21 protein-coding genes are annotated in these 23,345 nt (G+C 73.3%); 10 read left to right on the top strand and 11 right to left on the bottom strand.

The features are described 5' to 3' along the window. Nucleotides 1-116: 116 nt before the first annotated feature. Genes MJ604_RS20505 through MJ604_RS20495 form a run of 3 tightly spaced genes read right to left on the bottom strand, consistent with a single transcriptional unit; the run spans nucleotide 117 to nucleotide 2,583 of the window. Nucleotides 117-848: an amino acid ABC transporter ATP-binding protein gene (locus tag MJ604_RS20505; RefSeq protein WP_243060541.1), complete on the bottom strand. Its 732-nt coding sequence runs from the start codon at nucleotides 846-848 to the stop codon at nucleotides 117-119. Further along, complete coding sequence (locus MJ604_RS20500) at nucleotides 845-1,693, bottom strand: amino acid ABC transporter permease (RefSeq protein ID WP_243060539.1); 849 nt, start codon at nucleotides 1,691-1,693, stop codon at nucleotides 845-847. Before MJ604_RS20500 ends, MJ604_RS20505 begins: the two co-directional genes overlap by 4 nt. Further along, entirely contained in the window at nucleotides 1,690-2,583 is an 894-nt protein-coding gene (locus tag MJ604_RS20495) for an ABC transporter substrate-binding protein (protein WP_243060537.1), read from the bottom strand. The genes MJ604_RS20500 and MJ604_RS20495 overlap by 4 nt, the downstream gene beginning before the upstream one ends. A gap of 177 nt (nucleotides 2,584-2,760) precedes the next feature. Between MJ604_RS20495 and MJ604_RS20490 the strand changes: the two genes are divergently transcribed. Next, nucleotides 2,761-3,717 carry a M28 family metallopeptidase gene (locus tag MJ604_RS20490; RefSeq protein ID WP_243060535.1) on the top strand — a complete coding sequence of 319 codons (957 nt, stop codon included), beginning with the start codon at nucleotides 2,761-2,763 and terminating at the stop codon, nucleotides 3,715-3,717. On the opposite strand, the gene MJ604_RS20485 is transcribed toward MJ604_RS20490, so the two are convergent. After that, nucleotides 3,692-5,089: a CapA family protein gene (locus tag MJ604_RS20485; protein WP_243060533.1), complete on the bottom strand. Its 1,398-nt coding sequence runs from the start codon at nucleotides 5,087-5,089 to the stop codon at nucleotides 3,692-3,694. The two genes, MJ604_RS20490 and MJ604_RS20485, sit on opposite strands and share 26 nt — an antisense overlap. 78 nt (nucleotides 5,090-5,167) lie before the next feature. Between MJ604_RS20485 and MJ604_RS20480 the strand changes: the two genes are divergently transcribed. Next, a complete protein-coding gene (locus MJ604_RS20480) occupies nucleotides 5,168-6,304 on the top strand; it encodes a MalY/PatB family protein (protein ID WP_243060532.1) in 1,137 nt (378 codons plus the stop codon). A gap of 10 nt (nucleotides 6,305-6,314) precedes the next feature. After that, on the top strand, nucleotides 6,315-7,610 hold the full coding sequence (locus MJ604_RS20475; RefSeq protein ID WP_243060529.1) for a UDP-glucose/GDP-mannose dehydrogenase family protein: 1,296 nt from the start codon (nucleotides 6,315-6,317) through the stop codon (nucleotides 7,608-7,610). Between the two features lie 96 nt (nucleotides 7,611-7,706). Here MJ604_RS20475 and MJ604_RS24355 read toward each other — a convergent pair whose 3' ends face one another. Genes MJ604_RS24355 through MJ604_RS20455 form a run of 4 tightly spaced genes read right to left on the bottom strand, consistent with a single transcriptional unit; the run spans nucleotide 7,707 to nucleotide 13,035 of the window. After that, nucleotides 7,707-8,978, bottom strand: a complete 1,272-nt coding sequence (locus MJ604_RS24355; protein WP_243060527.1) for a glycosyltransferase — start codon at nucleotides 8,976-8,978, stop codon at nucleotides 7,707-7,709. Further along, nucleotides 8,971-10,518: a glycosyltransferase family 2 protein gene (locus MJ604_RS20465; RefSeq protein ID WP_243060526.1), complete on the bottom strand. Its 1,548-nt coding sequence runs from the start codon at nucleotides 10,516-10,518 to the stop codon at nucleotides 8,971-8,973. The genes MJ604_RS24355 and MJ604_RS20465 overlap by 8 nt, the downstream gene beginning before the upstream one ends. Then, on the bottom strand, nucleotides 10,515-12,107 hold the full coding sequence (locus MJ604_RS20460; RefSeq protein WP_243060525.1) for a hypothetical protein: 1,593 nt from the start codon (nucleotides 12,105-12,107) through the stop codon (nucleotides 10,515-10,517). The genes MJ604_RS20465 and MJ604_RS20460 overlap by 4 nt, the downstream gene beginning before the upstream one ends. A 4-nt stretch (nucleotides 12,108-12,111) precedes the next feature. Then, complete coding sequence (locus MJ604_RS20455; protein WP_243060523.1) at nucleotides 12,112-13,035, bottom strand: class I SAM-dependent methyltransferase; 924 nt, start codon at nucleotides 13,033-13,035, stop codon at nucleotides 12,112-12,114. A 24-nt stretch (nucleotides 13,036-13,059) separates the two neighbouring features. On the opposite strand from MJ604_RS20455, the gene MJ604_RS20450 reads away from it, so the two are divergent. Next, nucleotides 13,060-13,713 carry a sulfotransferase gene (locus MJ604_RS20450; protein WP_243060522.1) on the top strand — a complete coding sequence of 218 codons (654 nt, stop codon included), beginning with the start codon at nucleotides 13,060-13,062 and terminating at the stop codon, nucleotides 13,711-13,713. Nucleotides 13,714-13,755: 42 nt separating this feature from the next. Here MJ604_RS20450 and MJ604_RS20445 read toward each other — a convergent pair whose 3' ends face one another. Beyond that, nucleotides 13,756-15,117 carry a GH1 family beta-glucosidase gene (locus tag MJ604_RS20445; RefSeq protein WP_243060521.1) on the bottom strand — a complete coding sequence of 454 codons (1,362 nt, stop codon included), beginning with the start codon at nucleotides 15,115-15,117 and terminating at the stop codon, nucleotides 13,756-13,758. A 16-nt stretch (nucleotides 15,118-15,133) separates the two neighbouring features. Here MJ604_RS20445 and MJ604_RS20440 point away from each other — a divergent pair, with 16 nt between their 5' ends. Continuing rightward, nucleotides 15,134-15,811 carry a pirin family protein gene (locus MJ604_RS20440; protein WP_243060520.1) on the top strand — a complete coding sequence of 226 codons (678 nt, stop codon included), beginning with the start codon at nucleotides 15,134-15,136 and terminating at the stop codon, nucleotides 15,809-15,811. A gap of 102 nt (nucleotides 15,812-15,913) precedes the next feature. On the opposite strand, the gene MJ604_RS20435 is transcribed toward MJ604_RS20440, so the two are convergent. Both MJ604_RS20435 and MJ604_RS20430 read right to left on the bottom strand, forming a co-directional pair. Beyond that, nucleotides 15,914-16,822, bottom strand: coding sequence for a diacylglycerol kinase family protein (locus MJ604_RS20435; RefSeq protein WP_243060519.1), 909 nt, complete (start codon nucleotides 16,820-16,822; stop codon nucleotides 15,914-15,916). Beyond that, nucleotides 16,819-18,387 carry an FAD-binding oxidoreductase gene (locus MJ604_RS20430; protein WP_243060518.1) on the bottom strand — a complete coding sequence of 523 codons (1,569 nt, stop codon included), beginning with the start codon at nucleotides 18,385-18,387 and terminating at the stop codon, nucleotides 16,819-16,821. The genes MJ604_RS20435 and MJ604_RS20430 overlap by 4 nt, the downstream gene beginning before the upstream one ends. 17 nt (nucleotides 18,388-18,404) lie before the next feature. Between MJ604_RS20430 and MJ604_RS20425 the strand changes: the two genes are divergently transcribed. The 5 genes from MJ604_RS20425 to MJ604_RS20405 all read left to right on the top strand — a co-directional run bounded on the left by MJ604_RS20425 (nucleotide 18,405) and on the right by MJ604_RS20405 (nucleotide 23,191). Next, entirely contained in the window at nucleotides 18,405-19,019 is a 615-nt protein-coding gene (locus MJ604_RS20425; RefSeq protein WP_243060517.1) for a TetR/AcrR family transcriptional regulator, read from the top strand. Then, complete coding sequence (locus tag MJ604_RS20420) at nucleotides 19,016-20,536, top strand: glycerol-3-phosphate dehydrogenase/oxidase (RefSeq protein ID WP_243060516.1); 1,521 nt, start codon at nucleotides 19,016-19,018, stop codon at nucleotides 20,534-20,536. Before MJ604_RS20425 ends, MJ604_RS20420 begins: the two co-directional genes overlap by 4 nt. A gap of 44 nt (nucleotides 20,537-20,580) precedes the next feature. Next, nucleotides 20,581-21,558, top strand: a complete 978-nt coding sequence (locus tag MJ604_RS20415; protein WP_243060515.1) for a sigma-70 family RNA polymerase sigma factor — start codon at nucleotides 20,581-20,583, stop codon at nucleotides 21,556-21,558. Then, nucleotides 21,555-22,118 carry a TIGR03086 family metal-binding protein gene (locus MJ604_RS20410; RefSeq protein ID WP_243060513.1) on the top strand — a complete coding sequence of 188 codons (564 nt, stop codon included), beginning with the start codon at nucleotides 21,555-21,557 and terminating at the stop codon, nucleotides 22,116-22,118. The genes MJ604_RS20415 and MJ604_RS20410 overlap by 4 nt, the downstream gene beginning before the upstream one ends. Nucleotides 22,119-22,186: 68 nt before the next feature. Beyond that, the gene (locus tag MJ604_RS20405; RefSeq protein WP_243060511.1) at nucleotides 22,187-23,191 is read left to right on the top strand and encodes a LuxR C-terminal-related transcriptional regulator; all 1,005 of its coding nucleotides are present in this window, start codon (nucleotides 22,187-22,189) and stop codon (nucleotides 23,189-23,191) included. Nucleotides 23,192-23,345: the final 154 nt, after the last annotated feature.

The raw sequence follows: 23,345 nt of genomic DNA, 5'->3' as shown, positions 1-23,345 counted from the left end.
CGGCTCAAACGGTTGCTGACACACCGCCAGCAGGGGTCAGCCCAGGCCAGCGGTGACCCAGCAACCAAATGCCCCGACCAAACGGTTGCTGACACACCGCCCACCCGGGTCGTCAGCTACAGCACCCGCGCCAGGAACTGCCGGGTCCGCTCCTCGCGCGGGTCGGTGAAGATCTGCGACGGCGGGCCCTGCTCGAGGATGCGGCCCTCGTGCAGGAAGCAGACGGAGGTGGCGACATCGCGGGCGAAGGCCATCTCGTGGGTGGCGAGCACCATCGTCATCCCCGCCGACGCCTCCGCCCTGACGATCTCCAGCACCTCGCCGACCAGCTCGGGGTCGAGGGCGGCGGTGATCTCGTCGAGCAGCAGCAGGGTCGGGTTCGTGCAGAGCGCGCGGACCAGCGCGGCGCGCTGCTGCTGCCCACCCGACAGCTGGTCGGGGTGCTTGGCGGCCTGGTCGGCGAGGCCGAACCGGGCGAGCAGCTCGCGGGCGCGCTCCTCGGCCTCGGGCCGGCGTACGCCGTGGACCTTGCGCGGGGCGAGGGTGCAGTTCTCGAGGACGGTCAGGTGCGGGAACAGGTTGTAGGCCTGGAACACCATGCCGATGCGCGAGCGCAGCGCGCGGGCGTCGACGCGCGGGTCGGAGATCTCCTGCCCGTCGAACGTGATGATGCCGTCGTCGATGTCCTCGAGGAGGTTCAGGCAGCGCAGCAGGGTCGACTTGCCGGAGCCGGACGAGCCGATCAGGCAGATCACGTCGTGCTGGTCCACCGACAGGGACACGTCGTCGAGCACGACCTTCTCGCCGTACGACTTCCGCAGCCCCTCGACCGTCAGCAGCGCGCTCATCGGGCACCCGCCAGCTCGCGGCGGCGCATCCGCGCGGTCAGCCAGTCGCACAGCCGCGCGAGCGGCACGGTCATCACGATGAAGAAGCAGGCGACGACGATGTACGGCGTGAAGTTGAAGTTGTAGAGCGTGTAGTCGCGCGCGGTCGCGACCGCCTCGAAGACACCCGCGACGGCGGCGAGTGCCGTGTCCTTCTGCAGCGAGACGAAGTCGTTGAGCAGCGGAGGTACGACGCGACGTACCGCCTGCGGGATGATCACGTGCCGCAGCGTCTGGCCGCGGGTCAGGCCGAGCGCCTGCGCGCTGGCCCACTGCGACGGGTGCACGGACTCGATGCCGGAGCGGAACACCTCGGCGACGTACGCGCTGTAGGAGACGATCAGCGCCGCCGTCGCCCAGAAGAACGGGCTGTCCGGCAGGCCCTGGAGCTCCAGCGCGGGCATGCCGAACGCGAACAGGTACACCAGCAGGATCGTCGGGATGCCGCGGACCACGTCGGTGTAGATCACGGCCACCACCCGCAGCGGCATCAGCCACGGCGACCGGCTGACCCGCGCCATCGCGATCAGCATCGCGAAGATCAGGATGAAGAACTCCGCGATCAGGAACATCTTGATGTTCAGCCAGATCGCGTCCCAGATGTCCGGGAACGACTCCTTCGCGTCCGGCCAGCTGAAGAAGTACGCCTTGACGTTCGGCCAGCCCGGCGAGCTGGTGACGATCAGGCCGAGGACGACGAAGACCAGGAGGGTCATCGCCGTCGCGATCAGGGCCGAGCGCCGCTGGAGCCGGGTACGGACCCGCTGCCGGTCGAGCTCGTGCTGGCTGGGCGACCAGTCGCTCACTGGAGCTCGGGCACGCCCACGGTCTCGGAGAGCCACTGCTGCTCGAGCTGGTCGAGCGTGCCGTCCTCCTCGAGGGCCGCCAGCGCCTCGTTGACGCAGGGGACGAGCGCGCTGCCCTTCTCGAAGAGCATGCCGAACTCCTCCTGCTCACCCGTCTCGGGCTGGAACTGCCCGATGATCGCGCTGTCCGGGATCTCCACCGCCGAGATGTAGAACGCCGTCGGCAGGTCGGCCAGGATCGCGTCGACCTGGTCGTTCTGCAGCGCCGCCTTCGCGACGTTGGTGTCCTCGTAGACGGCGGGGTCCTGCTCGGGCTGGATCACGTCGCGGATGGCGGTGAGCGAGGTGGTGCCGGTCTGGGCGCCGAGCCGCAGGCCCTTCAGGTCCTCGAGGCTGGTCGCCTCGGCGCCGGCGGTGCCCTTGAGCGCGATCACGGCCTGCGAGGCCGAGTAGTAGCCGTCGGAGAAGTCGACGGCCTCGGCGCGCTTGGGGTTGATCGAGATCTGGTTGATGTCGAAGTCGAAGTCCTTCGGGCCCGGGGCGTAGGACTTGTTGAACGGCACCTTCACCCACTCGACCTGGTCGGCGGAGAAGCCGAGCTGCTCGGCGACGGCGTACGCCACCGCGGACTCGAAGCCCTCGCCGTTGCTCGGGTCGTTGTCCTTGAACCACGGCTCGTACGCCGGCGAGTCCGTGCCGACGGTCAGCTGCCCGGCGGTGCGCACCGGGAGCGAGTCGGTCGCACACGTGTCCGCGGACTCGGAGGCCGACGACGACGCGGCCGGGTCGGTCGCGGTCGAGCCCTCGGAGTCCTCCTCGGGAGCGCACGCCGCAGCGGCGAGGGCGAGGGGCAGGACGGCAGCAGTGGCGAGGGCACGACGTACACGCATGCGCTCAGCGTAGGACCACGCTCAGGGGTGGTGGTGACCTTCGTGCATTTGGTGGACGAAGGTCGTGACCTCGGCCACGCGACAGGGACGGCCGAACCCATGCTCGTCGCCGCGCGTTGAACAGGTGTGGAGGTCATCAGGCACCCGAGGTCGAACGCCCGTGCGACGGCGAGCGCGATGCCTGTGGTGCGCCGGCTCGCGGTGATCGCTCTGGCCCTCGCGGCGACGGGCTGCTCCAGCGAGCCGCTCGTCGACACCCAGCCTCCCGCAGTCACCACACCGCCCGCGACCAGCGACGCGTCCGCGCCCACACCGGAGCCCACACCAGAGCCCACGCCCGAGCCCACACCGGAGCCGCCCGCCGAGTTCGACGCGGCGCGCGCGATGGGGACGGTCCGCCACCTGGCCGGGCGGATCGGTCCCCGGCTGGCGACCGGGCCGGCCTTCCTCGAGGCGGTCGACTGGGCGACGCCGTACCTCACCAGGGCCGGGTACGACGTCCGCCTGCAGCGGTTCCCGGTGCCGGGTGGGGACTCCTGGGGAGTGCCGGTCGAGGCCGGCCGGTCGGTCAACGTGATCGCCGAGCCGCCGGGCTTCGACCCCGACCGGCGCCACGTCGTCGTCGGCGCGCACCTCGACACGGTGGCCGTCGCACCGGGCGCCGAGGACAACGCGTCGGGCGTGGCGGTCGTGATGGAGCTCGCGCGCGTGCTGGCCGGCGAGCCGCGGGTGGTGCTGGTGCTGTTCGGCGGCGAGGAGCCGGTGGGGCCGGGCGACCTGCACCACTTCGGCTCCAAGCGGTACGCCGAGGAGCCCGGAAAGGTCACCGCGATGGTGTCGCTCGACCGGGTCGGCGTCGGCGACCGGGTGCCGCTGGCGGCGTTCTCGGCGGACTCGACCGGGGTCCGCGACGAGCTGGCGCGGCTGGCCCGGCGGCTCGACATCCCGACCACGGTGGGCCTCAACACGACCAGCGACCACGAGTCGTTCGCGGTCGTGGGCATCCCGGCGGCGCGGGTCGGCAGCACGCCGTACGACGGCTACCACTCGGCCGGCGACGTGCCGTCCGTCGTGGACCCCGACCAGCTCGACCGGGTCGGCCGGCTGCTCACCGCGTGGCTCCGAGACCGCTGAACTCCCAGAATCGGTCGTAGATCCGGGTCGCGTCCGTGCGACTGACGACGCGCGGCGCGAAGTCCGCGTCCATCCGGTACGGCACGAAGTCGGCCGCCATCAGCCGGTCGTCCCAGAACGTTGCCTCGAGCACCAGGCCCTCCATGGTGTCCGGGGTGAACGACGGTCCGTCCATGTCGAAGACGAAGTTGCCCAGCGAGTTCACGACCAGCGTGTCCCCGACCAGCGACGCGCCCTGCACCCAGTGCGGGTGCCCGCCGACGACCAGGTCCGCGCCGGCGGCGGCCAGCCGGCGGCCGACGAGCAGCTGCTCCGGCCACGGCTCGTTCGTGTACTGCTCGCCCCAGTGCGGCAGCACGACCACGACGTCGACGCGCTTCGCGAGCCGGCGTACGTCGCCGAGGACCCGGTCCAGCTCGGCGCGGTCGAGCGGTCCGGTGCGCGGCGGCATGCTCACCGAGAGCGCGCCCGGCTGGCCGGGCGCCGCCTCCCGGGTCTCACCGATCGCGTTGAAGCCGAGGAAGCCGAAGGTGATGCCGTTGCGCTCGACGACGGCCGGGCGCCTGGCCGCGACCAGGTCTCGTCCGGCGCCGAACGTCTCGAACCCGGCGTTCCGCAGGAGCTGCCCCGTCTCCACCAGCGCCGTGTCCCCGTAGTCGCCGAGGTGGTTGTTGGCCAGGCCGAGCACGTCGAACCCGGCGCGCAGGAGGTCCTCGCGCACGGCCGGGTCGGCGTGGAACGAGTCGTCGCCCTGGGTCGGCGTGCCGGCGTCGGACAGGGTGCTCTCGAGGTTCCCGATGGTGATGTCGGCGGACTCGAGCCGGTCCGCCATGGGGCGCAGCGCCGCGCCGCCACCGACGCCACGCCCGAGCATGATGTCGCCGACGACCGTCATCGTCGTGACCTGGCCGTGCGAGGGCCCCTGCACCTGGATGGGGTACCGGTCCGGCTCGCGCAGCGGGTCGAAGCCGTCGACCGCGACCACCCGGACACCAGGGCCCACGCCGTCGGCGACGCCCACCGCGATCGTGTTCATCGGCAGGTTCCGCGCCGGGCTGCGGTCGTCGACCGTCAGCGGCGCAGCGGGCTGGCCCAGGTCCCTCCAGTTCGTGATCGTGCCGTCGATCACCCAGCGGGCGACCGCCTCGGGCACGTCGATCGGGCCGCGGCGCGGGTTGGTCGCCAGCACCAGCGGGCGTTTGGTCAGCACCGCCGAGGGCTGCCCGGTCTGCCACGCGGGCGGGGTCGGCGGGTCCGACTGCCCGGCGGTCGCGCCGGCGGACGCCGGCGGCACGTGCGCGACGTCCTGGTCCTCGTCCGGCGTACAGGCGCACAGCAGCAGCACCACCACGGCCAGCACGAGCGCCCGCATGCTGCCACGGTAGCCGCGCCCGTGTAGTTGGCCCGTGTAGTTGGCCCGGGTGGTTCGCCCGTGTAGTTGGATGGCGAGGTGATCCGCGACCTCACCGACGACCAGGCCCGCGCGGCGCTGCCGCTGAAGTGGGGCGCGGTCGCACCCGGCGTGATCCCCGCATGGGTCGCCGAGATGGACTTCAAGCCGGCCGAGCCGATCGAGGAGGCGCTGGTCGCCGCCGTACGACGCGGCACCGCCGGGTACCCCGCCTTCGGCGACGCCGGGCTCGGCGCGGCGTTCTCCGGCTTCGCCGAGCGGCACTGGGGCTGGCAGGTGCCGGCGGAGGCGACGCTGCCGACCGGCGCGGTCATGTCCGGGATCCGGCTGGCCCTCGAGCTGGTCTGCCCGCCGGGTCCGGTCGTGGTGCCGACGCCCTGCTACCCGCCGTTCCGCGACGCCGTCCGGATCACCGGGCGCGAGCTCGTCGAGGTCACCCTCGACCCCGACGCCGAGACCGCGACCATGGACCTCGGCGAGGTCGAGCGGGCGTTCGCCGCCGGCGCCCGGACGTTCCTGCTCTGCAGCCCGCACAATCCGCTCGGCCGCTGCTGGACCCGCGACGAGCTGGCCGCGCTGGCCGACCTCGCGCGGGAGTACGACGTCAAGGTGATCTCCGACGAGATCCACGCGCCGCTGACGCTGCCGGGCTCGACGTTCACGCCGTACCTCACCCTCGACGAGACGGCCGTCGTCGTGACGAGCGCGTCGAAGTCGTTCAACATCCCCGGCGTGCACGGCGCCCAGCTGGTGGTGCTCGACCCCGACGACCGGGAGCGCATCCTGGCCGCGCCGATCCCCGCGCAGAACGCCTGGTCGGTGTTCGGGATGATCGCCGGCGTCGCCGCGTGGACCGAGTGCGATGCCTGGCTGGCCGCACTCGTCGAGCGCTTCGACGACCAGCGCTCGCGGCTCGCCGACCTGCTGGCCACGCAGCTCCCCGAGGCGCGGATGCGTCCGCTCGAGGCGACGTACCTCGCGTGGCTCGACCTGCGTGCGTACGGCGTCGCCGACCCGGCCGCGGCGGCGCTCGACCGCGGCGTGAAGCTCGGGCCGGGCTCGGACTACCAGCCCGGGCTGGAGGGGCACGTGCGGATCAACCTGGCCACCAGCGCCGAGCGGTTGGAGGCTGTCGTTCACCGCCTGGCCACCGCTGTGACCACCGTCTCCTCCTAGACTCGAAAGCGTGAACGTCACCGTCATCGGCTGCGGCTACCTCGGCGCCACCCACGCGGCCTGCATGGCCGAGCTCGGGTACGACGTCCTCGGCGTCGAGATCGACCCCGGGAAGCGCGAGTCGCTCGCCGCCGGCAAGGTGCCGTTCTACGAGCCCGCGCTCGAGGAGCTGCTCGCCAAGCACGTGGCGTCCGGCCGGCTCCGCTTCACCGACTCCTACGAGGAGGCCGGCGCCTTCGGCTCCCTCCACTTCGTCTGCGTGGGTACGCCGCAGCGCCACGACGGCCTCGGTGCCGACGTGCAGTACGTCGACGCCGCGGTCGACTCGCTCGCGCCGTACCTCACCGACGGATCGCTGGTCGTCGGCAAGTCGACGGTCCCGGTCGGGACCGCCGCCCGGCTGGCCACGAAGCTCGGCGAGGGTGCGGAGCTCGCGTGGAACCCGGAGTTCCTGCGCGAGGGCTTCGCCGTCCAGGACACCCTCCAGCCGGACCGGCTGGTCTTCGGCGTCGCGTCCGAGCGGGCCGAGCAGGTGCTGCGCGAGTTCTACGGGACGGTGATCGAGACCGGGACCCCGGTCGTGGTGACCGACTTCGCGACCGCCGAGCTGGTGAAGGTGTCCGCGAACGCGTTCCTGGCCACGAAGATCTCGTTCATCAACGCGGTCGCCGAGGTGTGCGAGGCGGCCGGCGGTGACATCGTCGACCTCGCTGACGCGATCGGCCACGACGACCGGATCGGCCGCAAGTTCCTCAACGCCGGTGTCGGGTTCGGCGGCGGCTGCCTGCCCAAGGACATCCGCGCGTTCCTGAGCCGCGCCGGCGAGCTCGGCGTCGAGGACGCGATGTCGTTCCTCCGCCAGGTCGACGACATCAACCTGCGCCAGCGCACCCGCGTCGTCCAGATCGCGACGTCGATGCTCGGCGGCAACATCGCCCGCGCCCGGATCGCGGTCTGGGGAGCGGCGTTCAAGCCCGACAGCGACGACGTCCGTGACTCGCCCGCGCTGTCGATCGCGGGCCAGCTGCACCTGCACGGCGCGCTCGTGTCGGTCTACGACCCGAAGGCGAACGAGACCGCGCGGGCGAAGTTCCCCACCCTCGACTACGCCGAGTCCGCGCTGGCCGCGGCCCGCGACGCCGACCTGCTGCTGCACCTCACCGAGTGGCCGGAGTTCCGCGAGATCGACCCGGTCGCGCTCGGCGACGTCGTCCGCAGCAAGCTGGTCCTCGACGGCCGCAACAAGCTCGACCTCGACGCCTGGCGCGCCGCCGGCTGGACCGCCCGCGGCCTCGGCCGCCGCTGAGGTTTCACCGGTTCACCGGTGAAACTGGCACTTCCTGGGTGTTGCAACGCCTGAGAAGTGACGGGATCACCGGTGCACCGGTGATTCCGACACCGGCTACAGCTCCATCAGCCGGGAGGGCGTGAGCCCCTCCCAGGTGCGCTCGACGCGGGACGGGTCGAGCAGGTAGTCCATGTCGACCTGCCAGGTGTGGCCGGACTCGTTGCGGCGCAGCAGGTAGCCGAGGCCATGGGTGCGGTAGACCGCCCCGCCGGCGGCGGTGACGGCGGCGAGCAGCTGCGCGTCGACGAACTTCCGCACCCTCCGGAACCCACCGACCGACCGCAGCACCTCGCGGTCGAGCATCATCGTGCCGCCGGCGACGAACTTCGCGTAGAACTCGGTCTGGTGGCCGCGCTTCACGGTGAGGTCCAGCGGCGCGAGGTAGTGGAACTCCGCGGGCATCCCGACCAGCTCGGCCCCGCTGTAGGCACGGGCGCGGAGCAGGTCGGCGACCACGTCGGGGGCGTACCAGTCGTCGTCGTCCATCTTGAGGATCACGTCGCCGTCCGCCGCGGTCGCCGCGGCATTGAGGACGTCGCCGAAGAACGCGTCCGCCTCAGCCGGTACGACGCGCACGGACGCGTTCGGCACCGCGGCGCGGACCGCGGCCGGGTCGGGCGAGAACCCGTGCGGCGCCAGCACCAGCTCGAGTGAGTCCACTCCCCGCTGCCGGGCGACCTGCGCGAGCGCGAAGTCGAGCTGTTCCGGTCGCCGGGTGGCCAGCACCACCGACACCGACCGCTGCCAGTCGATCGATCCGTGCGCGTCCAAGGCGGCCCGGCGCACGACGAGGCTGTGCTCCTCGCGCGCGAGCGGGTCGTCGAGGTCCACCTCGCCGTAGCCCGCGCCGACCAGCGGCACCCCGGCCATCGCCAGCGCGTCGACCGTGGGAGAAGGTGCCGAGACCAGCACGCCCTGGGCGTCACGCAGCGAGGCGACCAGCTCGGGCGTCGGCGGGCCGGGCGGCAGGTCGACGACGCCGCGCTCCCAGGCGGGGCGGAAGCCGATCGGGTTGAAGACCCGCTCGTCGAGGCGGTCCGGGCGGCGGGCGACGACCGACGGCCACACCGCCTGGCGCCCGACCTCGGCGACCACGTCCGCGACCGGCACCGGCCGCTTGAACCGCGCCACCAGCACCACGCCGTCGCCCGCACGGCGCGACCGCAGCGACACGAGCGCCGGCCACTCGGGCCGCGGCACCAGCGACAACGACGCCGACGCGGTCTCGACCACGAGCCGCACCGCGTCGGCGCGTACGTCGCCGTCGCCGGCGTACGACCGGAGGGCGGCGAGGTCGGCGACCCGGACCTCGAAGGGCTCAGCCACGGCGCAGCCGGGAGCGCACCCGGTCCTTCAACGAGCGCGGAGCGGGAGCTGGAGTCGGAGCGGCGGCCTTCTTCCTGGGCTTGGCCTGGGGCGCGGGCGCCTGGCCGAGCTCGACCCAGGAGGCGGCCGGGTCCTGCGCAGGCCCGGCGGTGCCGCGCAGCCGCGGCCGCTTGATCGTCGCGCTGGGCTCGAAGCCCGCGTCGCCGGCCTCCACCCACCAGCTGCCGAACAGCTCGTCGACCACGTCGTCGAGGTCCTCTCCCGGGCGCGCGACCCGGCGGGCGCGGGCGACGGCCGCGCTGCGCTCGAGCCGGGCGGACGTGCCGTCCGGCATCATCACCTGGCGCAGCCCGTGGTGGGTGCGCTCCAGGTGCATCACGAGGTTCGCCAGCGTCTCCGGGCCCGGCGCCCAGCCGGCGCTCCCCAGCGTGAGCCGGAACTGGCGCCGGCGCGGACCGGCCTCCTTGACCAGGTGCACCCGCGGGTCCCCGGCGTACGACGCGCGCACCAGCCGGGCGCTCTTCTGCGGGTCGTCGAGCGGCGAGATCCGCTCCTCACCGATCCCGGACCAGTCGCCGAGCAGGCTCACCGACAGGTCGGCGAGGGTCGAGGCGAGCACGGAGTCGACGACCGCCTGGACGCTGCGGTGGTCCTGCCCGCGGGTGTCGAGCACGACCTCGAGGTACGGCACCGTGTAGAGCCGGCCGCGGCGGCGCTGCGGCTGCAGGTCCGGCACCCGGTCGGTGAGGAACGGCTGGTTGTAGTCGTTGACGTCGTCCTGCCGGTGCTGCTGGTGCGAGCGGCCGAGGTGCCAGCTGCGCGCCTGGCGGTCGGCGACGAACACCGCGCCCTGCTCGGCCAGCCGGTAGCCGAGGTCGATGTCCTCGCCGAGCCGCAGGCTCGTGTCCATGCCGCCGGACTCCTCGTACAACGACCGCCGCAGCGACGCCGTCGCGCCGACGTGGGTCCGCAGCGCGCGCGGGCCGGCCGCACGCAGGTCGTCGGTCTTGTCCCAGACGTCCTCGACCCAGTGCCGCTCCTTCTCGACGCCGGCGAAGACGTCGTGGAGCGGGCCGTCCGGGGACGTCGCCAGCAGCGGCGCGGGATCCACGAACCACTTGTGGCCGAGCACGACCGCGTGGTCGATGAGGTGGTGCCAGCGGGCCTGCGCCTCGACCTCGTCGGGCTCGACCAGCATGTCGGCGTCGAGCCAGTGGATGACCTGGCCGTCGGACGCGAGCGCGCCGGTGTGGCAGGCGTTCGCACGGCCCCAGCCCTCCTCGACCCGGACGATGCGGGTGCGCTCCGGGCGCACCTCCGGCAGCTCCAGCGGCTTGCGCGGGTCGTCGTCGGCGACCACGACCTCGAGCAGGTGCGCGGGGTAGGTCTGCGCGGCCAGGCCGGCGAGCACGTACGGCAGCAGCCGCTGCGCGCCGTACGCCGGGATCACCACCGACACCGTGAGCGAGGGCTTCCACGACCCGATCGCGGGCGCGTCGAGGGTGCCCCAGTCGTTGCGGCGGACGCGGGGCTGGTTCATGAGTCCTCCAGCAGGTGACTGGGGCGGAAGCCGCGCCACTGCGCGGCCAGGCTGGCGCGGGTCAGGAAGTAGCCGAGACCGGTGTCCCAGGTGTGGCCGTCGGCGGTACGCCGGAGCACGTACCCGAGACCCTGGGTGCGGTAGACGCTGCCACCCGCCGCCCGGACGTCGTCGAGCAGCCGCGCGTCGACATGGCGCGGCACGGACCGGAAGCCACCGACCGCGCGCAGCAGCGCCCGGTCGATCGTCATCGTCCCGCCGGCGACGACCGCGCCGAAGTTCTCGCTCGGTCCGCGCCGGCGCACGGTGGTGCGGATCGGCTCAAGGTAGACGAGCTCGGCGGGCATCCCGACCAGCTCCGCGCCGGAGTAGTGCCGCGCGAGCAGGAGGTCCGCGATCACGTCGGGGCCGTACCAGTCGTCGTCGTCCATCTTCACGACCACGTCACCGGCGGCCGCGTCGGTCGCCGCGCGCAGCACGTCGCCGAAGATCGTCTCGGCCGGCATCGGCAGCAGCGTGTGCGGCCGGTCGCCGAGGTGCTCGCGGACCAGCCCGGGGTCGGCCTCGAAGCCGTGGGTCGCCAGCACCAGCTCGAGCTCGGCACCCCGCTGCCGGGCGACCTGCCGCAGCGCGAACTCCAGCTGCTCGGGCCGCCGCGTGGGCAGCAGCACGCTCACCGAGGGGTACGCCGCGACGCGCACGCCGGTCGCGGCACCGACGCGCCGGCGCCAGCCCAGCGAGGAGTACTCGCGCAGCGCCGCGCGGCGTACTCGCACCGAGTGCTCCTCGCGGCGCAGCGGGTCGTCGAGCTCCACCTCGTCGAACCCGTCGCCGACGAGCGGCACCCCGGCCATCGCGAGGCCCGCGACGGTCCGGAGGTCGGCGCCGGCCGGGACGACCACCGCCTGGGCGTCCCGCAGGGCGGCGACCATCGCGGGGGTGGGCTCGCCGGCCGGCAGCGGGACCGGACCCCGGTCCCAGTCGCGGCGGAAGCCGACCGGGTTGAGCAGCGCCTCGTCCAGCGGGCCCATGCCCGGGTCGAGGACGACCGGCGGGCCGCCGAGGACCTCGGACTGCTGGGGCGCCGACGTCACCACCGCAGCCGGGACCTCGTCGGTCACCGCGGTCGGGTCCATCGGCACGTCGATGCCGGAGACCACGAGCCCGTGGTTGCCGGAGGGCGCGGGGGTGCCGGTGTGCCGGGCCAGCTCGACCAGCACCGGGGCGACCGGCGCGGGCCGGCGGAACGTCAGCCGGGTCAGCCCGGCGTCGGCCTCGAGGCTCGCGAGCGGCGGCCACTCGGGCCGGAGCACCGTGGTGACCGGGCCCTGCGCCGAGGCCAGGTGGCACCCGACGTGCTTGGCGCGGCCGAGGTCCGGCAGCACGGAGACGACCTGGCGCAGCGCGGTCTCGTCGGCGACGGCGAGCAGCACGCTGGTCCACCGCCCCTCGACCGGGACCGGGTCACCGGGGTCACCGGGGTCACCGGGGTCACCGAGCCGCGCGACGGTGACGCCGTCCGGGACCGGGCCGAGGTCGAGCCCGGGGCCGGACAGCACCAGGGCGGGGGTCTTCAGGTCGGCGAGCACGGGCTCACTTCCGGGTGAGGAGCGCGGCACCCTTGTCCAGGTGGAGGACCTCGAAGTCGAAGTCGGGGAGGAGCGGCTTCCAGCGCTCGACCACGTCGGCGTCGCTGGGCCGGCCGGTGTCGTCGACGAGGATCGTGCAGCGGTCCGCGAGCTTGTCCTTGAGCAGCGGCACCATCGGGTACCGCGCCCGCTCGCCGGTCCCCTCGGGCGGGCCGTCCACCAGCAGCAGGCCGATGCCGCTGAGGTCGGCGATCGCCCCCTCGTCGTACCAGGGCGTCTCGTGCTCGGCGATCGACGTGCGCGCGAGCGGCGCGAGCCGGACCTCGGCATACTCCGCCACCCCGTGCCGCGCCAGCATCGCGCGGGTGTGCTCGGCCCAGACCGGCTGGGCCTCGAGCGCGACGATCTTCACCGGGATCCCGTGCTCCTTGGCGGCCAGCGCCATCACCACCGTCGAGACGCCGCTGCCGCCCTCGACCACGGTGGCCGGGCGCTCGGTGACGAGCCGGTCGACGAGCTCGACGAGCAGGTCGGCGGACGCGGTCCACAGGCCGAGCGGCGGGATGCCGGACGTGATCGGCACCATCGAGAACAGGTTCACGATGTCCTGGGTCCGCTTGGCGTGGAAGTCGCGCTCCTTCTTCAGGTGCGCGACGGTGACCAGGCCCTTGGGCAGCTTCACCGGCTTGGGCTGCTGCGCCTTCGGCCGCATCCGGATCTCCTTGCGGAGCCGGCGCTCGGCCTGCGCGATGTGCCGGTCGACCAGCTTGAGGACGGCGTACGCCGACCCGGTCACCAGCACCGCGAGCATCGAGAACGCGAGCCCGACCAGCGTGCCCGTCGTACCGTCCACCAGGCCGAAGACGATCGGCACCGCCACCAGGACGACGGCGAGGGCAGCGGCGACGAGCCGGAGGCGGGCAGACATGGCGGTCACTCTAGGGTGTGTGCCATGCCGCAGCGTGACCTGGACTACCTCTTCATGGTCACCTACGGCCGGTCCGGCTCCACGCTGCTGATGGGCGTGCTCAACACGATCCCGGGCTACCTGATCCGCGGCGAGAACCGGGACGCGCTGCACCACCTCTACCGGTTCCACAGCACGATGCTCGCCGAGAGCAGTCGCGTCCCGAGGCGCCGGGTCCGGCAGCCGACGCACCCGTTCTACGGCATCGCCGGCTTCCCGCCCGAGCGGTCGATCCGGCAGATCCGGCGGCTCGCGTCCGACACCGTGCTGCGGCCCGACGAGGACACCCGGGTCACCGGCTTCAAGGAGATCCGGTGGTACCGGCCGGACCTCGAGGAGTACGTCGCCTGGCTGCAGCAGGTCTTCCCCGGGGCGCGGTTCCTCGTCAACACCCGCAACCACGAGGACGTGCTCAAGAGCAAGTGGTGGGCCGAGGGCGACGACAAGTCCGAGCACCTCGCCGACGTCGAGCGACGCATCCTCGCCCTCGCGGACTCCCTGGGCGATGCGGCGTACCGCGTCCACTACGACGACTACGTCGCCGACCCGGGCGTGCTGCGCGGGATGTTCGAGTGGCTCGGTGAGCCGTTCGACGAGGCTTCCGTGCGCGAGACCATGGCCGTCCGGCACTCGGTGTGATCGGGTCGTCCGCCTCTCGCGTGGCGGACGACCCGCTCCCGCTCAGCCCAGCGAGTTCATCTGCGCCGCGATCACGTCGGCGTACCAGTGGAACGACCGCTTCGGCGTCCGCACCTGGGAGTCGTAGTCGATGTGCACGAGGCCGAAGCGCTGCGTGTAGCCCTCGGACCACTCGAAGTTGTCCATGAGCGACCACGCGTAGTAGCCGCGTACGTCGACCCCGCGCTGGCACGCCGTCGCCACCGCGCGCAGGTGCGCGTCGTGGTAGTCGATGCGGGCCTGGTCGTCGACCACGCCGTTCTCGTCCGGGCCCATGTTGTAGGCGCAGCCGGACTCGGTGATGTGGATCGGCGGCAGTGCGGCGCGGTAGCGGGCGCGCATCGTGATCAGCATCTCGCGCAGCGCGTCCGGCACGACCGGCCAGCCGAAGTCGGTGGTCGGGTAGCCGAGCAGCTCGCGGAACTCGAACGGCATCTCCGCGTCCTCGGCGGCGGCGCCGATGCGGAACGGGTTGTAGTAGTTGACCCCGTAGAAGTCGAGCGGCTGGCGGATCATCGCCATGTCGCCCTCCTGCACGATCTCCTCGAGCAGCGGCTGCAGGTCGACGGGGTAGCGGCCCAGCAGCATCGGCTCCATGAACATGCCGTTCCAGAGCGCGTCGAACAGCTTGGACGCGCCGACGTCGGCCTCGTCGTCGGACGCCGGCCACATCGGGGCGTGGTTGTTGGCGCTGCCGATGCTGCTCGCGCCGGCCTCGCGCAGCGCGATCGCGGCCCGGCCGTGGCCGAGCAGCAGGTGGTGGGCGGCCGGCATCGCGTCGAACATCAGCGTCTTGCCCGGCGCGTGCATGCCGATCGCGTAGCCCATCATCATCACGACGTTCGGCTCGTTGACCGGGATCCAGTGCTCGACCCGGTCGGCGAACCTCTCCCCGAGGATCGCGGCGTAGTCGGCGAACCGGTCGACGGTCGCGCGGTTCAGCCAGCCGCCGTCGTCCTCGAGCGCCTGCGGCAGGTCCCAGTGGTAGAGCGTCGCCATCGGCTGCACGTCGTTCGCGAGCAGCTCGTCGATGAGCCGGTCGTAGAAGTCGAGACCGGCGGCGTTGGCCGGGCCGCGCCCGTCGGGCTGGATCCGTGGCCACGCGAACGAGAACCGGTAGCCCCCCGCGCCCAGGCGCTTCATCAGCGCGACGTCCTCGGCGTACCGGTGGTAGTGGTCGCACGCCACGTCGCCGGTGGACTTGTCGAGGATCCGCCCCTCCTGGGCGGTGAAGGTGTCCCAGATGCTGAGGCCCTTGCCGTGGTCTCGGGCAGCGCCCTCGATCTGGTACGACGCGGTGCTGGTCCCGAAGCGGAAGCCGGGCGGGAGCTGGGGGAGGGACTGGTCCGAGGCAGGGTCTGGCACGGGCACAATGATGCAGGTGACAGTCGAGATCCGCCGGGGAACTGAACGCCACCTCACCCGCACTCCGGGATATTTCACCCGACACTCATTCTCGTTCGGTGACCAGTACGACCCGGAGAACCTGCGCTTCGGCCCGATCGTCTGCCACGACGACCACCACCTCGCCAGCGGGGTCGGCTTCGACGAGCACCCGCACCGCGACGTCGACATCGTCACCTGGGTGCTGTCCGGCTCGCTCCACCACACCGACTCCGAGGGACACACCGGCGTCGTGCGCCCCGGCGAGGTGCAGGTGCTGTCCGCCGGCTCGGGCGTCACGCACTCCGAGGTAGCCGGGCCCGAGGGGCCGTGCCGCTTCGTGCAGACCTGGCTGACCCCGACCGAGCCGGGCGTGGCGCCGGCGTACTCGATCACGCCGGTCGACCTCGTCCCCGGCTCGCTCACCCTGGCCGCGACGGTCGGCGGCGCGCGCTTCCTCGTCGCCCGCCTCGGCCCCGGCGACACCGTGGTGCTCCCCGAGGAGCGGCGCCAGCACGTGTACGTCGCCGGGGGCGCGCTGCAGCGCTTCTCCCTCGCCGAGCCGCTCTCCGACGGCGACGCGTTCCGGGTGACCCGCCCCGAGGTCCAAGGGGGCCCGGGCCTCGAGGTCACCGCCGCGGTGCCGACCGAGCTGCTGGTCTGGGCGTTCGTCTAGGCGTGACGTTGGTCGAGCTTGTCGAGACCCCGCGAGCCGACGACGGCGGTCGGGCGCAGGGGTCTCGACGACGCTCGCTGGCGCTCGCTGCTCGACCAACAGTCAGGCGATCACCGACAGCGCACCCGGGACCACCTCGACAGTCGCGGGGGCGGCGTCGAGCGCGGGCAACGTGCCGAGGGGCTCGCCGTCGCCGCCGACCGGGATGCCTGCGCGGGCGGTGCCGCGCAGCTCGACGACCTTGCCGGACAGCAGCGTGACCTCGGGCAGCGCGACGTGGCCGCCGTCGTACACCTGGGGCAGCGAGCGCATCAGCGCGAGCCGCGACGCCGCCTCGATGACGACCACGTCGAGCAGGCCGTCCTCGAGCGAGGCGGGCGGGGCGATCTGCATGCCCTTGCCGTAGTACGCCGAGTTCGCGACCACGACCGTCGCCGCTTCGTAGGTGTGCTCGATGCCGTCGACCGACACGACGTAGCGACCGGGCTGGTACGTCGCGAGCGAGCGCAGCGCGGCGTACGGGTACTGCAGCTTGCGCGGCAGCCAGTGCGCCCGGTCGACGATCTCGGCGGCGCGCGCGTCGACCCCGGAGTAGACCGAGCCGGCGATCACCCGGCGCCCGGCGCCGAGTCCGGTGACCGCGATCAGGTCGACCTGGCGCACGGCGCCGGCGAGCAGCACCCGCGCCTGGGCCTCGGGGTCGTCGTGGATGCCGAGCATCCGGGCGAAGTCGTTGCCGCGGCCGGCGGGGACGACCCCGAGCGTGCCGCCGGCAGCGGAGACCAGGCCGGCGAGGGAGGACAGCATGCCGTCGCCGCCCACCGAGACCACCACGTCGCCGCGGCCGACGGCCTCGTCGACGGCTGCCGCCATCGCCTGCGGGCCGGGTGAGTACGTGACGTCGACGGTCGCGCCGGCCTCGCGCAGGACGCGGGCGACCGGGACGACCGCCCCGGGGGCGGCGCCGCCGCCGGACTTCGGGTTGACCAGGAAGGTGTACGAGCGGGTCACGGGATCAGGACCCCCGGGTTGAGGATGCCGGCCGGGTCGAGGTCGGCCTTGACCGCGCGCAGCACGGAGACGCCGACCTGCCCGATCTCGGCGGCGAGCCACGGCTTGTGGTCGGTGCCGACGGCGTGGTGGTGGGTGATCGTCGCGCCCGCGGCCACGATCGCGTCGCACGCGGCGGACTTCGCGGCCAGCCACTGCGGCAGCGGGTCGTCGGCCTCCTTCGCGGCGACGGTGAAGTACAGCGAGCAGCCGGTCTCGTACACGTGCGAGATGTGGCAGAGCACCAGCGACGGCTGGCCGAGCGAGCCCTCCAGCGCCGCCTTGACCTTGGTGTAGAGGTTGTCGACGTTCGACCAGAACGTCGCGGTCTCCAAGGTCTCCACCAGCACCCCGGCGTCCAGCATCGAGTCGCGGAGGTACGGCGCGTCGAAGCGGCCGTGCGCCCACTTCTCGCCGGGCTGCTCCCCGGCCGCGGACCCGCCGAGGGTGGTCAGCAGCGCGGTGACCGCGGCCCGCTTGGCCTCGACCGCGGTGGGCTCGCCCTCGAAGCCGGTGATCATCAGGCAGCCGGTCGCGGCGTCGCCGCCGATCGCGCCGGGGTCGGCGAGGTTGAGAGCGGACTCCGCCTCGTCGGAGAGCCGGAGCACCGTCGGCAGCAGGCCGGCCTGGGCGAGGGTGCGCATCGCGGTCGCACCGTCGGCGAACGACGGCCAGCGCCAGCCCTCGTAGACCTTGGTCTCGGCGAGCTTGCGGACCCGGACGGTCACCGCGGTGATCACGCCGAGCGTGCCCTCGGAGCCGAGGAAGAGCTGGCGCAGGTCGGGGCCGGCGGCGTTCGCGGGGGCGCTGCCGAGGTCGACCCGGCCCTGCGGGGTCGCGACGCTCAGGCCGACCACGAGCGAGTCGAACCGGCCGAACCCGGCGCTGGACTGCCCGCTGGACCGGGTCGCGGCGAAGCCGCCGATGGAGGCGAACTCGAACGACTGCGGGTAGTGCCCCAGCGTCACGCCCTCGGCCGCGAGCAGCGCCTCGGCCTCGGGCCCGCGCAGGCCGGGCTCGAGGGTCGCGGTCATCGACACGTGGTCGACCTCGATCAGCCGCTTCATCCGCACCAGGTCCAGGCTCAGCACGCCGGCGAAGCCCTCGCGGCGGGCGACCAGGCCGCCCGTCACGGACGTACCTCCCCCGAAGGGCACGACCGCGAGGTGGTGCTCGGCGGCGAGGTCGAGGACGGTGGCGACCTCCTCGTGCGAGGAGGGGCGTACGACGGCGTCGGGCGCGTCGGTCAGGTCGCCGGCCCGGGCCTTGAGCAGGTCCGGCGTCGACTTGCCGCGGGTGCGCAGCCGGCGGGTCTCGTCATCGGTCCGCACGTGGTCGGGACCGAGGAGGTCGGCCAGCCGGGTCAGGACGGCGGGGTCGATCGCGGGGGCCGCGAGCGGGGCCTCGGCGACGGCCGGGCGGTCGTCGGCGCCGAACACCATCTCGACGAGTCCCCGGGCCTCGGCCGGGAGTGCGGTGGCGCGGGCCGGGTCGCCCCAGCGGGTGGGGTGCATCTCGGTCGTCATGCGTTACACTGTGACACATGACGTCACTTCGTCACAACCGCTTCGACGGGCTCAGCGACCGCCAGGAACCGCGCGACGCGTATCTCGACGCCGCCCGCGACTGCATCCTCGACGTCGGCTGGCGGCGCACGACCCTGACCGAGGTCGCCCGCCGCGCGGGCGTCTCCCGGATGACGATCTACCGCACCTGGGCCGACATGCCGCAGCTGCTCGGCGACCTGATGACCCGCGAGTGGGGCGGTGTCGTCGCCGACGCGCTGGCCGAGGAGGACAAGGACGCCCCGACCGCCGAACGGCTGGTCGGCGACATCGTCGCCGTCGTGCAGCGGCTGCGCGAGAACGAGCTGTTCGTCCGCATCGTCGACCTCGACGCCGAGCTGATCCTCCCCTACCTCTTCTCCCGCCGCGGCCGCTCGCAGGACGGCATCCTCGAGCTCACGGTCGCCGCGCTGCGCGACGCCCAGGAGGCGGGCGCCGCCCGCGCCGGCAACCCGGTCGCGATGGCGCGCGCGATGCTGCTCGCCGCCCACGGCTTCGTGCTCTCCGCCCACACGATGGTCGACGACGAGGTCTCCCTCGACGAGCTCGACGCCGAGCTCCGGCTCGCCCTGACGCGGAGCATCCAGCCATGACCGCCACCCGGATCACCCCCGGCCTGGCCGGCGCCCCGACCGACGTCGACCTCGTCGTGATCGGCCTCGGCATCACCGGCACCGGCGTCGCCCTCGACGCCGTCAGCCGCGGCCTGTCCGTGCTCGCGGTGGACGCGCACGACCTCGCGTTCGGCACGTCACGCTGGTCGTCGAAGCTCGTGCACGGCGGGCTCCGGTACCTCGCCAAGTTCCAGTTCAGCGTCGCCCACGAGAGCGCCGTCGAGCGCGGCATCATCATGGAGCGCACCGCGCCGCACCTCACCCACGCGATGCCGATGCTCCTCCCCCAGACCTCGGGCCGCGTGCACACCGCGATCACGGGCTACGGCATGGTGGCCGGCGACCTGCTCAAGCGCAGCGCGCGGACGCCGTCCGGCGTGCTCCCCCGCCCGCGCCGGCTCTCCGCGGCGGAGATCCTCCAGCTCGCGCCGGCGCTGCGCCGCGGCGGGCTGCGGAGCGGCTACCTGAGCTGGGACGGCCAGCTCGAGGACGACGCCCGCCTGGTCACCAACGTGGCCCGCACCGCGGCCGAGCTGGGCGCCCACGTGCGCACCCGCGCCCGGGTGCTGTCGGCGAGCGGCACCGAGGTCGAGCTGCGCGACGAGCTGACCGGGGAGACCAGGACCGTGCGCACCCGCAGCGTCATCAACGCCGCCGGCGTCTGGGCCGGGTCTCTCGTGCCCGGCGTCGACCTGCGCCCGAGCCGCGGCACCCACCTGGTGCTGCGCCAGGAGAGCATCCCCGGCCTCCAGGTCGCGGTCGCCTGCCCGATCCCCGGCACGAGCAACCGGTACGTCATGGTGCTCCCCCAGCCGGACGGCACGCTGTACGTCGGCCTGACCGACGAGGCCGTCGACGGTGACATCCCCGACGTGCCCGAGCCGTCCGAGCCCGAGATCGGCTTCCTGCTCGACGTCGTGTCCGCGGCGTTCTCCCACCAGCTCCACCGCAACGACGTCGTCGGGGCGTACGCCGGCCTGCGGCCGCTGCTGCACAGCAACGAGGGCTCGACCGCGGACCTCTCGCGCAAGCACGCGGTCCTCACCAGCGAGACCGGCGTGGTGACGGTCGTCGGCGGCAAGCTCACGACGTACCGCCGGATGGCCGAGGACGCCGTCGACGCGGCGGTCGCCCGGGCCGGTCTCCAGGCCGGCCCGTGCCGGACGCACGACCTGCCGCTGCTCGGCGCGGCGCCGCGCGCGGTGCTCGCCGAGCTCGAGGACCCCGCCCGGCTGGTGCGCCGCTTCGGCACCGACGCCGCCCTGGTCCTGGACTCCGCGCGCGAGGTCAGCGGGCTGTCCGACGAGGAGCTGCTCGCGCCGATCGCGGACGGCGTGCCGGCGACGCTCGCCGAGCTGATCTTCGGCGTCACCCACGAGGGCGCCGCCGACGTCGACGACCTGCTCGACCGGCGCACCCGGATCGGCCTGGTGCCCGCCGACCGGGCGCTCGCCGTACCCGCCGCCGAAAGAGCGTTGCGGATCGCGATGAGTTAAGGCGTCGACGCCGGTCGTACCTCCAGGCAGACTGGAGGACACCCATGACGACGACGACGGAGCTCGACGACTTCCCGGCTCTCACGCAGCGCTACCAGCGTGAGTTGCTGGCCCACTGCTACCGCATGTCCGGATCGGTGCACGAGGCCGAGGACCTGGTGCAGGAGACGTTCCTGCGCGCCTGGCGCTCGGCGGGCGCGTTCGAGGGTCGCTCCTCGGTGCGCACCTGGCTCTACCGGATCGCCACCAACGTCTGCCTGACCAACCTCGAGGGACGGCCGCGCCGCCCGCTCCCCGCCGGGATCGGCACACCCGACGCGATGGCAGGCGACGCGCTCGAGCTCGACCACGAGATCGCCTGGCTGGAGCCGGTCCCCGACGCCGCGGTGATGGTGGCCGAGCGGGAGTCGATCCGGCTCGCGTTCGTCGCGGCGCTGCAGCACCTGCCGGCCCGTCAACGCGCGGTGCTGATCCTGCGCGACGTGCTCCGCTGGACCGCCGCCGAGGTCGCCGAGGCGCTCGACACCTCCACCGCCGCGGTGAACTCCGCGCTCCAGCGTGCCCACGCCCAGATGGCCGAGCGCGGCCTCACCGAGGACACCGTCGAGGCGAACCTGACCACCGGGCAGCAGCAGCTGCTCGAGCGGTACGTCGACGCGTTCTGGCGCAAGGACGTCGACTCGATCGTCGGGCTGCTGACCGCCGAGGCGACGTGGGACATGCCGCCGTTCACGAGCTGGTTCAAGGGCGCGCAGAACATCGGCTGGCTGATCGGTCACGAGTGCCCGGGCGGCTCGCTGGACATGCCGATGCTGGCGACCCAGGCCAACGGGCAGCCGGCGTACGGGCTGTACATGCGCACACCGGCCGGTGACTTCGCACCGTTCCAGCTGCAGGTGCTCGAGCTGGACGGCGATCGCGTGAAGCACGTGACCGCGTTCTTCGACCTGCGTCTCTTCGAGACGTTCGGGCTGCCGGACCGGCTGCCCGCCGACTACACGCCGTCGCCGGACTGTCGGTGACCGCGACGCTCGGCGGGTCCGTCGGGCTGCTCGACCGGGCCATCGCCTACACCTGCGGACAGCTGGCGAGCGTGCAGCCGCACATGCTCGACCGGCCGACACCGTGCGCGGCCTGGACGCTCGGCGACCTGCTCGCGCACATGGAGGACGCGCTCGACGCGTTCACCGAGGCGGCCGGCGGCCGCGTCTCGGTGGGCTGCGCCGGCTGCGAGCCCGGCCCGGTGCCGGCGATCCAGGCGAAGGCGGTCGCCCTGGTGACGGCGTGGACCCGCCCGGCTCCGGGCGACGTCGTGCTCGAGGCCGCGACCGGCCGGGTCGACCTGCAGAGCCCGCTGCTGGTCACGACCGCCGCTCTCGAGATCACCGTGCACGGCTGGGACGTCGGGAGGGCCACCGGCCGTGACGTGCCGGTGCCGCCCGGGCTGGCTCAGGAGCTGCTCGAGGCAGCGACCTGGCTGGTCGACCCGGGCGACCGCGGGGTGCGGTTCTCCGCGGCCCGGCCGGTGCCCGCGGAGGCGCCGTACGACCAACGGCTGCTGGGCTTCCTCGGCCGCACCTGACTGGTCCACCCAGGTGAATCCACGCCATTCCGGTCACCCGCGACCCCGCCAGTTCCTAGGGTTTGCCCATGCTGACGCCGCAGGCGGTCACCGTCGAGGCATCGGCTCGGGACGACCTTCACCCCTCCCGCGCGCTCGTCGCGCGCGGGCACGCACGCGCCCGCGCGGGTCTGGTCCGTGACGCGCTCGACGACCTCGACCGCGCGCTCGGGCCGCGCACCGAGATCTCCGGCGTCGACCTCGCGACCGCGCTGGCGACCAGCGTCGAGTGCCGCCTCGCCCGTGGTGAGCTCTCGACCGCGATGGCGAGGGCCGACCAGCTGGTGCCGCTGCTGGACGCGGCCGGCCTCGTCGGCGCCACCGCGCACTTCGGGCGCGGCGAGCTGGCCGCGGCCACCGGCGACGCCGAGATCGCCGCCGGCCACTTCGTACGCGCCGGACGGCTGCTCGTCGACGACGACCCGGACCTGCTGCCGTGGCGGCCCGCCGCCGCCCTCGCCGAGGTGCGGATCGGCCGCCGGGCCCAGGGCGCCGCGCTGGCACGGGCCCACCTGGCGGCGGCCCGCCTCGCGGAGGCGCCGTACGCCGTCGGCCTCGGCCTGCGCGCGCTCGCGATCGTCGACCCACGCGGCGACGGCATCGAGCTGCTGCGCGAGGCGCGGGCGGTGGTCTCCGACCTCCCCGCCCTCCGGCTGACCGCCCAGATCGAGACCGACCTCGCCGGCGGGCTGATGCTCACCGGCGGCGCGAGCGACCAGGACGAGGCGCTGACGCTGCTGCGCGGGGCCGAGGAGTACGTCGGCCGTGAGGAGCTCTGGCCCCTCCAGGGCCGGATCCGCCGGCTGCTGGACCGGCTCGGCCAGCCGGCGCGGCCCGCACCGGGCGAGGTGATGGCGACGCTGACGGTCTCCGAGCGCCGGATCGCGCGGCTGGCCGCCGCCGGGCTGACCAACCGCGAGATCGCGAGCCAGCTCGTGGTCACGGTCAAGGCCGTCGAGTGGCACCTGTCGCACGTGTACCGCAAGCTCGGCATCCGCTCGCGGACCGGACTGGCGGGCAGCCTCGGCCTCTAGATGCAGGATCCCAGCCCTCGCAGGCTCGGGCCCTAGGTCTCGATACGCCGGTCACGACCTCCTTCGTCGGTCGTGCGGCTACTCGACCCGGCTGCAGCATCCCAGCCCTCGCAGGCTCGGGCCCTAGGTCTCGATACGCCGGTCACGACCTCCT

The sequence above is a fragment of the Nocardioides sp. SR21 genome (assembly GCF_022761125.1).
Lineage (GTDB): Bacteria > Actinomycetota > Actinomycetes > Propionibacteriales > Nocardioidaceae > Nocardioides.
Note: the sequence above shows the minus strand (reverse complement) of the source record. Positions and strands in the feature narration are given on the sequence as shown.